Genomic DNA, 10,080 nt, shown 5'->3' on the forward strand with positions numbered 1-10,080 from the left:
TAAATTTTAAATGCTATGCTAATGTCTTGAGGTGGCTAAGATAAGACTAATCGTTTCGAATTCAGTTAACAATGTCTAAGCTTGAGTTTCGAATAAAGAGCCCTTAAAAACGCTTGATCCCTAACCAGAACGGTTAAAGGATCAAGCGTTTTTTGATTGTTAGAAAATGATCGTTTCAATAAACTAGCTTTATATGATTTTATAATTTAGCCAATTCTTCTGCTAACAGGCGCAAAGCGACTTGTGGATTTGCTTGGCCTTTGGTTGCTTTCATTAGGAAGCCTGTAAAGGCCTTGTCCGCATTGCGTTTGCCTGCTTTAAAGTCTGCGACAGCGGCTTCATTGTCCGCAAAGACTTGGTGGATGATTGGGATCAAGATCTCTGGGTCAGAAATCTGAACCAATCCAGCTGACTCCACATAAGCCTTGGCAGAACCACCGTTTTTAGCCAGGTGCACAAAGACTTTCTTAGCGATTTTAGACGAAATAGTCCCATCAGCAATCAAGCTAATCATCTCTACCAAGTTGTCAGGCGTTAAACCGATGGCTTCAAGCGTCTTTTGCTCAGCATTGAGGTATTGAGCGACTTCGCCTTGGAGCCAGTTCGAGACTTGCTTGGCATCGCCACCAAGAGCGACAGCTTCTTCAAAGAAATCAGAGGTTGCTTTTGTAGCTGTTAACTGGGCAGCATCATAGGCTGTTAGACCAAGTTCTGCCACATATTTGGCACGGCGGTCTTTTGGAAAGGCTGGTAATTCGCTACGCACTTCCTCAATCCAGCTGTCATCAATCTCAAAGATTGGCAGGTCTGGTTCTGGGAAATAACGGTAGTCGGCCGAACCTTCTTTGACACGCATGAGAATGGTTTCACCAGTTGTCTCATCGTAACGACGGGTTTCCTGCTGGATTTGCCCACCGCTACGAAGAATTTCTGCCTGACGCTTCTCTTCGTAGGCCAGACCTTTACGCACAAAGTTAAAGGAGTTGAGATTTTTCAGCTCTGTCTTTGTCCCAAAAGCTTCTTGACCGTAGGGACGAAGGGAGATGTTGGCATCGACACGCATGGAGCCTTCTTCCATCTTGACGTCTGAAATTCCAGTGTACTGAATAATTTCTTTAAGGGCTGTCAAGTATGCATAGGCTTCCTCAGGAGAGCGCATGTCCGCTTCTGATACAATCTCAATCAGGGGCACCCCTTGGCGGTTAAGGTCGACATAGGAGTATCCATCTGTCCCGTGCGTGTTTTTCCCAGCATCTTCTTCCAGATGAGCGCGCTCGATGCGGATTTTCTTGGTTGAGCCATCTTCAAGCTCAATCTCAATCCAACCATCGTAGCCGATTGGCTCGTCAAATTGCGAAATCTGGTAAGCCTTGGGATTATCAGGGTAGAAATAGTTTTTACGATCAAAATGCATGCGCTTATGAATCGCCATATTGAGCGCCAAGGCTGCTTTGATCCCGTAATCAATAACGCCTTTGTTCATGACCGGCAAGACACCTGGGAAAGACCAGTCAATGATGTTTGTGTTAGCGTTAGCATCTTCTCCGAAGTGAGCTGGAGAAGGGGAGAAGATTTTGGAGTCTGTCTTTAACTCCACATGGACCTCAAGTCCGATAATGGTTTCAAAGTTCATTAGTCGTTACCTCCAAAAATCACGGGCTGTTGCTTATGGAAATCTGTTGTAGCTTCAAAGGCTGCAGCTACTTGGTAAATCCTATCTTCAGCGTATTTAGGACCGATCAACTGGAGTCCGACTGGTAGCCCGTCTACAAAGCCAGCTGGAATGGAAATGCCTGGAAGGCCTGCAAGATTGACTGGTATGGTCAAGAGGTCAGCTAAATACATCGCCACTGGATCGTGAGTCAAGGTTCCAAGACCATAAGCTACAGTCGGTGCTGTTGGCCCTAGGATAAGGTCGTAGTCCGCAAAGACTTTCTCAAAATCTTGAATAATCAAGGTACGAACTTGACCAGCCTTCTTGAAGTAAGCATCGTAGTAGCCAGATGACAAGCTAAAGGTTCCTAGCATGATACGGCGTTTCACCTCATCCCCAAAACCTTGGCTTCGCGTATTGACATAGACATCATCCAAGTTGTCAAAGTCCTCTGTCCGGAAACCATAGCGAATACCATCAAAGCGTTGCAAGTTAGACGACGCTTCTGAAGAAGCGATGATATAGTACACAGCTACTCCATATTTAGAATGCGGTAGGGAAACTTCTTCAACAGTCGCACCGAGGCTTTCAAAATGCTTCGCTGCTGATAGGATTTGTTCCTTGATTTTAGGATCAATTCCTTCGCCCATGTATTCTTTAGGCAAGGCTATTTTCATTCCCTTGATGTCTTGGCCAATCAACTGGGTAAAGTCTGGCAACTCCTGAACTGAAGAAGTTGAGTCCTTGGCGTCATGACCAGCAATAACATTGAGCAACTGAGCGTTTTCCTTAACCGTTTGGGAGAAGGGACCAATCTGGTCGAGCGAGCTACCAAAGGCAATCAGACCAAAACGCGACACGCGCCCGTAAGTTGGTTTCATCCCAACAACCCCATTAAAGGCTGCTGGCTGACGGATAGAACCACCAGTATCTGAACCAAGAGACAGGCGGACCTGACCAGCAGCCACAGCTGTCGCTGAGCCACCAGATGAGCCACCAGCAACCTTAGACTGATCCCAAGCATTTTTGGTCAATTTCATAGCTGAGTTTTCGGTAGAACCACCCATGGCAAACTCGTCCATGTTGGTTTTACCAATCACAATCATATCCTTGGCATAAAGCTTTTCAACCGCCGTCGCATCAAAAATAGGCTCGTAGTTATGAAGCATTTTAGATGCTGCCGTTGTCATGATACCCTTGGTTGAGATGTTATCCTTAACGGCAAGAGGAATCCCGCTCATCACATTGTCTGCATCGATCCCTTTGGCATCAAGAGCTTCTGCCTGTGCGAGGGCTTCTTTTTCAGTCACAGTAATGAAAGAGCCAACCTGGTCTTCACGCGCTTTGACATCTTCTATGGTCGCCTTGGTTAATTCTACTGCTGAGATTTCTTTTTTGACGAGGAGCTCATGCAACTCATCAATCGATTTATGATTAAAAGACATTAAGCATCTCCTCCATCTTCTAAGATAGCCGGTACTTTGATCAGGTTGTTTTCATGCTCAGGCACATTCTTGAAGAGGTCCTCACGAGCCGTTCCAGCTTCCGCCTTATCGTCACGCATGACGTTGACGCGCTCAGCCATGGTTGTTGTAATAGGAACACCTGTCGTGTCCACTTCATTTAATAATTCCACCATATCGACAATTTTAGTCAGACTAGTCGCAAAGGCTGTTGTTTCCTCATCTGAAAAGGTGAGTTTAGACAGCTTTGCCACATGGCGTACTTCTTCTTCAGAAATTTTCATGCTAGCTCCTTTAAACAATTTATAGTCTATTTTACCATATTGTGACCAATTTTTCCTAGCTAAAGAAAACGTGACATCTTTAAAGGCCAATCTCTTTCCAAAACAAGGAAAATGCTATCTCGTAACCCTATCAAGTCACCGCTAAAGAGCGTAAAAGGAAAGGTTATCGGCGATATATTTGTATGTTTCCTGTGATCATTATCAATAAAAAAGTTTGAGACAAGGTGCCTCAAACTTTTGGACTATCCATTGGATAGCTTCTTATGGTAAAATCGTCGCCCCCAAAACATGCTCAAAGTGATTAAGCGCAAAAGCATGGGCTTCTTCCGTAATGGAAGCCACCGCTGAACTAATGACTTCTATCTCATAACCCAAATTATAGGCATCAATGGCTGTATGCAAGACACAGATATCTGATAAGACGCCTGTCAAGACAACTGTTTTTACACCGCGCTCTCTGAGACGAACATCTAAGTCAGTCCCTGAAAAAGCAGAGTAATGGCGCTTGTCCATCCAAAAGACACGCGTATCTTCCTTGATAGCCTCATAAACATCAGCTAAGGGTCCAAAAAGGTCGCGTCCTGCTGTCCCCCTAATATTGTGGGGCGGGAAGAGACGACTCTCAGGATGGAAGGGGTCTTTTTCCTCATGTAAGTCAATGGTAAAGAAGACATAATCCCCACGATTAAAAGCCGCTTGCGTCACCTCAGCAATACGTTCTGAGATGGCCTGAGCAGGCTTTCCAGCTGTTAACTTGCCGTCATCTGCGACAAAGTCATAGGTATAGTCAATAGAAATCAATGCCTTAGCTGTCATATTAGTAGTCTCGTTTCTTGATTTCGTCAAAAATTTCAGGGATCAAGACTTTCAAATAAGTCCCTTTCATGCCAAGTGAACGACTTTCAATAATCCCAGCTGACTCCAACTTACGTAAAGCATTGACGATAACTGAGCGGGTAATACCGATACGGTCTGCAATCACAGATGCTGTTAATTGGCCTTCATTCCCGTCTAACTCTTGTAAAATAGCAGAGACAGCTTTCATTTCAGAGTAAGAAAGGGTATTGACAGCCATGTTAACCGCTGTGCGCTTACGAATACTTTCCTCGTCCTTTTCACGTTGGAAGTTTAATAACTGAATGCCAACAACCGTAGAAGCCATCTCAATCAAAATCAAGTCATCATCATGGAATTGTTCATCGTTTCTCCAGGTAATGAGAGAGCCAAAACGAATTCCAGAGACATGAATCGGAACAACCGTCGTCACGCTATCTGGATAAGATGATTGTGACTCCTCTGGGTAAGCCGCTAGCTCACTGTTAACTGGCAAATTAGCTTCTGTATCGTAAATTTTTGATGCCGCACGAACATAACTCTCAGGAAACTGTTTGCTCTCAAAAAACTCTTCCACACGGTCATTGTTTGTTTCATACTTCAAAAAGTAGCCTAAAATCTCACCAGAACTGTTGATGATGCAGGCATTACAATCAATGATTTCTGCTAATTCTTTAGAAATTGGATTGTAAGGCAATTCCTTTTGGAGTTGCTCTTCAGCACGTTTCAAAATGGCAGTAATACTGCGTGTTTTCTCTAATAGAGTTGTCATAAATTCCACCTTGTTTTTAATTAACTTCATTATAACAAACTCCTAGGAAAGTAGCAAATAATTATCAGAAAATTTCCTATTGTTTTTAGGAAATATAATTTTCATACTTTTCTTGCAACTGATAACCGTTTGCGTATTATTATTCGGTTTTTTTCTAATCATATCTCATATTTATTCTCCTAGAAGAATTTATTACACGGACGACTATTAAGCCCTATATCTGTTTTAAATTCTACTGAACAATCTGTATCAGAGGTGACTTCTTCGATTTCACTGATGTTAAAAGCATAAAAAAAGCCGAAGCAACTCCTTCTCAGGCTTCAACTTTTTTCAGGCTAAATGTTAGAATTTGGCTTATCGTCTATACTGGTGCAGGTGGCGAGTGAGTTTTTCCTGCAATTCCGCTAGTTCATCAACACGGGGTAAGAAAACGATCCGGAAGTGATCAGGCGTAGCCATGTTAAACCCACGACCATGGGTCAGTAAGACTTTTTCTTCCTTCAGAAAGTTTAACACAAACTGTTCATCATTAGGAATGTCGTACATTTGGCTATCAATTTTCGGGAAAATATACATCCCAGCTTGGGGCTCAACGGCTGATAGTCCAGGTACCTCATTGATCGCTTTATAGATGAAATTGCGCTGTTCAAAGAGACGGCCGCCTGGTAAAATCAATTGATCAGCTGATTGGTGCCCTCCTAAAGAGGTTTGAACGACTTGTTGGGCTAGGACATTGGAACAAAGGCGCATATTCGAAAGCATGTTGAGACCTTCGATATAGCCTTTTGCCTGCTTTTTATCCCCAGAAATCATCATCCAACCGACGCGAAAACCGGCAATACGATGGGATTTTGATAAGCCTGACATGGTAACGGTTAAAACATCATCAGAAAGTGTTGCTACTGGAATATGACGACGACCGTCAAACAAGAGGCGGTCATATACCTCATCAGAGAAGATAATCAAATCGTGTTGACGGGCAATCTCAACAATCTCAGCTAAGATTTCAAAAGGATAGACAGCACCTGTTGGATTGTTTGGATTGATGAGAACAATAGCTTTTGTATTGCTAGTGATTTTAGAGCGGATATCGTCTAAGTCAGGATACCAGTTAGCTGCTTCATCACAGACATAGTGAACGGCATTCCCCCCAGCTAAGCTGATGCAAGCTGTCCATAATGGGTAGTCTGGCATTGGCACTAAGACTTCATCTCCATCGTCCAAAAGAGCTTGCATGGACATGGAAATGAGCTCACTGACTCCATTTCCGATGTAGATGTCTTCAACATCGATGTTTTGAATACCTTGAAGCTGATAATACTGCATAACAGCCTTACGGGCTGGAAAAATGCCTTTGGAATCCGAATAGCCTTCCGAGTTACGCGCATTAGAAATCAGGTCTCTAATGACTTCATCTGGTGCTGCAAAGCCAAATTCAGCTGGATTTCCTGTATTCAAGCGGAGAATTTTTTCACCGTTGGCACGCATCCGATTGGCTTCGTCCAGAACCGGCCCTCTGATATCGTAAGCAACATGGTCAAGTTTACTAGATTTATTAAATGTTTTCATAGGCCCTCCCAGAAATATGCTATTTATTTTAGCGCAATTTTAGAAATTAAACAATTAAAAAGGAAACATTATCATCAATTTATACGCATATTGATTGTAACTTTCAATTAAATTCCTGAGTTTCTACGGGATAAGAATGAGTGAACAACCATACCGTTTCACCATCAGTCTTTTTATGAACTGAAAAACAATCGATATTGTAAACCTTTACATTTTTTCTAAAAAGGTTTACAATAGACTTATAAAGGGAGATGATATCAGTTTCTCAAACAACTAGACCCTAGAAAGTTAATTCGTAAACGCCCGTCAGAATCCTTCATAAATGGATTATCCGACTGATGGAATTGCGGAAACCTTCCTAGTTGCTTTCACGAAATCTGACACTATCTCTACTTAAGGAAGAATCCCTGACATGTTTAAGTCTTGGTCAAGAAAACTTATCTTTCCTACCATTACTTAAAAATCGTTATGGGAGTCGTTCCATCCCCTTAAAATCACCTGAGTTTTCTCAGTTGATCTCTTAATCCAGCTAATTAATAAAAGGAGGAATTCTCTATGCTTAATACTTATCAATGTGTCATGGTCGCTGTCGACGGCTCACCAGAAGCAGAGTTGGCCTTTGAAAAAGCTATCAACGTTGCTTGGCGTAACCAAGCTCAGTTAGTGATTGCTCATGTCATTGACAATCGAGCTCTCCATACTTATTCAGCGTTTGATACTAATGTTTATGTTAATCTTGAAAATGAAGCCAAAGTTCAGCTCGAAAAATATGAAGCACGCGCTCTTGAAGCAGGCCTAAAACATGTCAAAACGGTCTTAGAGTTAGGTGATCCAAGGCCTTTACTAGCTAAAGAAATCCCAGACCGCGAAAAAGTTGACTTAATCTTATTAGGTGCGACTGGTCTTAATAGTTTCGAACGGTTACTTATCGGCTCTTCATCAGAATACATCATGCGCAATGCACGTGTCGATCTCCTTATCGTACGCGATCCAAATAAAATTTAAGGTTTTCCTACTCGCGTTTTGAGGACGCTCATCATTTGTGATATAAAGCCACCTTTAGTCGGTTCTTGAGAGTGGTGAGAAAGTCAAGAATTCATTGAGTTTTGGCTTCTCTCACCATTCTTTTTCATTTCTTAAAATCTTGTTAAAAACTTGTTTCCAGTACCATTTCAGTGTATAATTTAGGATATAGAAAGGGAAGGAGGAAGGGAACTTACTTCTCGCAATTTAAAACACGATGATGGATTTTTTATATACTCTTCTTGCACTAGCCTTGCCCATCGCTGCAGTAGTCGGCGGCATTCGCTACAAAACCAAAACTGACCTCAAAAAGATAGAGCTCTTATCGGTCAATCTTAGACTTGGCCTTGATTATGTTCGAAACCTTAAACAATCGAATGAACTCGGACAATACCCAAAACTTTACAAAAAACTGAACCAAGATTCTAAAGAACTAAGCGACTTAATCGACCGACACGGAGACAAAATGTCCCCTCAAAGCTATCAAGAAGCTGTCAGTATGATTCATATAGCTTCTGCCCTACAGCCTAAAGGAAACTTTCTAACTGACGTTACAGATGGTGTTCTTAGCTTAGTGGAAGATATTTTTCCTGATGCCGAACGCGTCACAGCTAAACTCAGGCCTAAAGAGCAGTACGACAATGCTGATTACATCTACCAGGCGGCTGATGAAAAAGCAAGTGAAACACTCACTAGAGTGCGTTATATCCAGCAGGTAGCTCCAGAAGTATTAGAAGTTTACACTTCCTTAGCTAAAAGCAACGAACAAATCGTCGCCAAGCTAAAGGAATCTGAGTTACCTAATAAAAATGAGTTGCTTGCCATACATCATAGTAATATGCGTAATTTCAATGATGTTTTGGATGGCTACATCAAAATCAAGGAAGATCCGAGTCAGTATTTCAAAGCTCAAGAAAGACTTGATCGGGCTAAACAGTCCTTGGAAAATGGTCAACAAATTCTCACCCAAACTCTTCGCCAAATTAACGAAAATGACATGATGAATTTTGAGATCAGTCTTCGCATGCTACAAAACGACAATTAATAATAAGGAGTTTTTATGTCAACAGAATTTAATTTTGATATTGATAAAATCGCTAACTCAGCAACTGTCCCTACGGATAAAACGACTGAGCTCATTCAGCAAACCACGGAAGGGACTGCTGATAACCTGTCCTTTTTTGATAAATTAACAGACGAGCAAAAAAACGCTATTTCTAGTCGTGTACCAGCACTAGTGGACACCTTCGTTGAGAATCAAAATAGTCTTTTAGACTTTGGTAAAGAAGCTGTTGAAGACGTCAATAAAACCGTCAATCACATCCTCAAAGAACAAAAAAACATTCAGATTCCACAAGTCGATGAAATGTTACTCAACACTAACCGCGAACTGAATGGATTTGTGGCAAAGTACAAGAACGTTGCTGATGCTGCTGAGTTAGAAAAGAAACCAAACCTTCTTCAGAAACTCTTTAACCAAAGCAAGAACAGCATTCAGGATTTCTACTTTGAAGCGCAGTCAATCGAAAACCGTATGGACAGCTTGGCTGCTAGTGTCGCTAAAAATGAAGACACTCTTTCTCGGAATATTGTCTCAGCGGAGCTATTGATTGAGGAAAATACCAATTCCATTGAAAACTTAGTTGGTGTTATTGCCTTTGTGGAAGCCAGTGGCCGCGAAGCTAGCCAGCGCGCTAACAAGGTTCAAAATGAACTCAGTCAACTGGATCCTACATCTGTCGATTACCAAGTCAAAAATGAAGAGATGATGCGCATCACTGAAGTCGTCAATTCCTTGGAACAACAACGCACTGAGTACATCAGTCGTCTCTATGTTGCCTGGGCAACAACTCCTCAAATGCGTAACTTGGTCAAGGTTTCTTCTGACATGAAACAAAAATTGGGCATGATCCGTCGCAATACCATTCCGACCATGAAGCTATCCATTGCTCAGCTAGGAATGTTGCAACAATCTGTCAAAGCTGAAGTGACTGCTGACGCCATCATCAATGCTAACAATGCTGCCCTTCAGATGTTAGCTGAAACCAGCAAGGAAGCCATTCCGCGCATGGAAGCGACCGCACAACGCCCTACCATGGCTATCGAAACCGTCACGAAATTAGCAGAAAGCTTGGTGGCACAAAACGAAGGTATTATCCAGGCTATTAACAACGGTCGTGCACAGCGCCAACAACTGGAGACGGCTATTGTCAAATCCGCTCAGGCTATCAATGATTCTGTCATGATTCGTGACCGTAAAATTGTAGAAGCTCTTCTTGAAGAAGGCAAAGCTACCCAAGAAAATCTTGAAAAAGCAACCCCTGAGGATGTGACACCAGAGCAGTAAGACTCTACTAGCTTGTTTTCTCACAGAATTCATAACCAGAAATCATGACCACCCGTCTAACGGGTGGTTTGAACAGGGGCTATAAGCCCACATCACCAGCCAGCGCCTAAAGACGCTGGCTTTCACTTTGTTCA

9 protein-coding genes are annotated in these 10,080 nt (G+C 42.4%); 3 read left to right on the forward strand and 6 right to left on the reverse strand.

From position 1 onward, the window contains the following. Positions 1–199: 199 nt before the first annotated feature. From gatB to J2S23_RS09480, 6 genes are all read right to left on the reverse strand, one after another. A complete protein-coding gene (gene gatB / locus J2S23_RS09455; RefSeq protein ID WP_307122480.1) occupies positions 200–1,633 on the reverse strand; it encodes an Asp-tRNA(Asn)/Glu-tRNA(Gln) amidotransferase subunit GatB in 1,434 nt (477 codons plus the stop codon). Continuing rightward, complete coding sequence (gene gatA, locus J2S23_RS09460) at positions 1,633–3,099, reverse strand: Asp-tRNA(Asn)/Glu-tRNA(Gln) amidotransferase subunit GatA (RefSeq protein ID WP_307122481.1); 1,467 nt, start codon at positions 3,097–3,099, stop codon at positions 1,633–1,635. Before gatA ends, gatB begins: the two co-directional genes overlap by 1 nt. Beyond that, on the reverse strand, positions 3,099–3,401 hold the full coding sequence (gene gatC / locus J2S23_RS09465; RefSeq protein ID WP_307122482.1) for an Asp-tRNA(Asn)/Glu-tRNA(Gln) amidotransferase subunit GatC: 303 nt from the start codon (positions 3,399–3,401) through the stop codon (positions 3,099–3,101). Before gatC ends, gatA begins: the two co-directional genes overlap by 1 nt. 261 nt (positions 3,402–3,662) lie before the next feature. Next, the gene (locus J2S23_RS09470) at positions 3,663–4,217 is read right to left on the reverse strand and encodes a cysteine hydrolase family protein (RefSeq protein ID WP_307122483.1); all 555 of its coding nucleotides are present in this window, start codon (positions 4,215–4,217) and stop codon (positions 3,663–3,665) included. 1 nt (position 4,218) lies between these two features. Next, positions 4,219–5,007, reverse strand: a complete 789-nt coding sequence (gene codY / locus J2S23_RS09475) for a GTP-sensing pleiotropic transcriptional regulator CodY (RefSeq protein WP_307122489.1) — start codon at positions 5,005–5,007, stop codon at positions 4,219–4,221. Positions 5,008–5,361: 354 nt separating this feature from the next. After that, positions 5,362–6,576 (reverse strand): pyridoxal phosphate-dependent aminotransferase, encoded by a 1,215-nt coding sequence (locus J2S23_RS09480; protein WP_307122484.1) that lies wholly within the window; start codon positions 6,574–6,576, stop codon positions 5,362–5,364. Positions 6,577–7,131: 555 nt separating this feature from the next. Between J2S23_RS09480 and J2S23_RS09485 the strand changes: the two genes are divergently transcribed. The 3 genes from J2S23_RS09485 to J2S23_RS09495 all read left to right on the forward strand — a co-directional run bounded on the left by J2S23_RS09485 (position 7,132) and on the right by J2S23_RS09495 (position 9,946). After that, a complete protein-coding gene (locus tag J2S23_RS09485; protein WP_307122485.1) occupies positions 7,132–7,581 on the forward strand; it encodes a universal stress protein in 450 nt (149 codons plus the stop codon). 235 nt (positions 7,582–7,816) lie between these two features. Continuing rightward, on the forward strand, positions 7,817–8,644 hold the full coding sequence (locus J2S23_RS09490) for a hypothetical protein (protein WP_307122486.1): 828 nt from the start codon (positions 7,817–7,819) through the stop codon (positions 8,642–8,644). Between the two features lie 15 nt (positions 8,645–8,659). Then, complete coding sequence (locus J2S23_RS09495) at positions 8,660–9,946, forward strand: toxic anion resistance protein (RefSeq protein ID WP_307122487.1); 1,287 nt, start codon at positions 8,660–8,662, stop codon at positions 9,944–9,946. Positions 9,947–10,080 lie beyond the last annotated feature (134 nt).

Origin of the sequence: Streptococcus moroccensis (assembly GCF_030812835.1) — a bacterium.
GTDB classification, from domain to species: Bacteria; Bacillota; Bacilli; order Lactobacillales; family Streptococcaceae; genus Streptococcus; species Streptococcus moroccensis.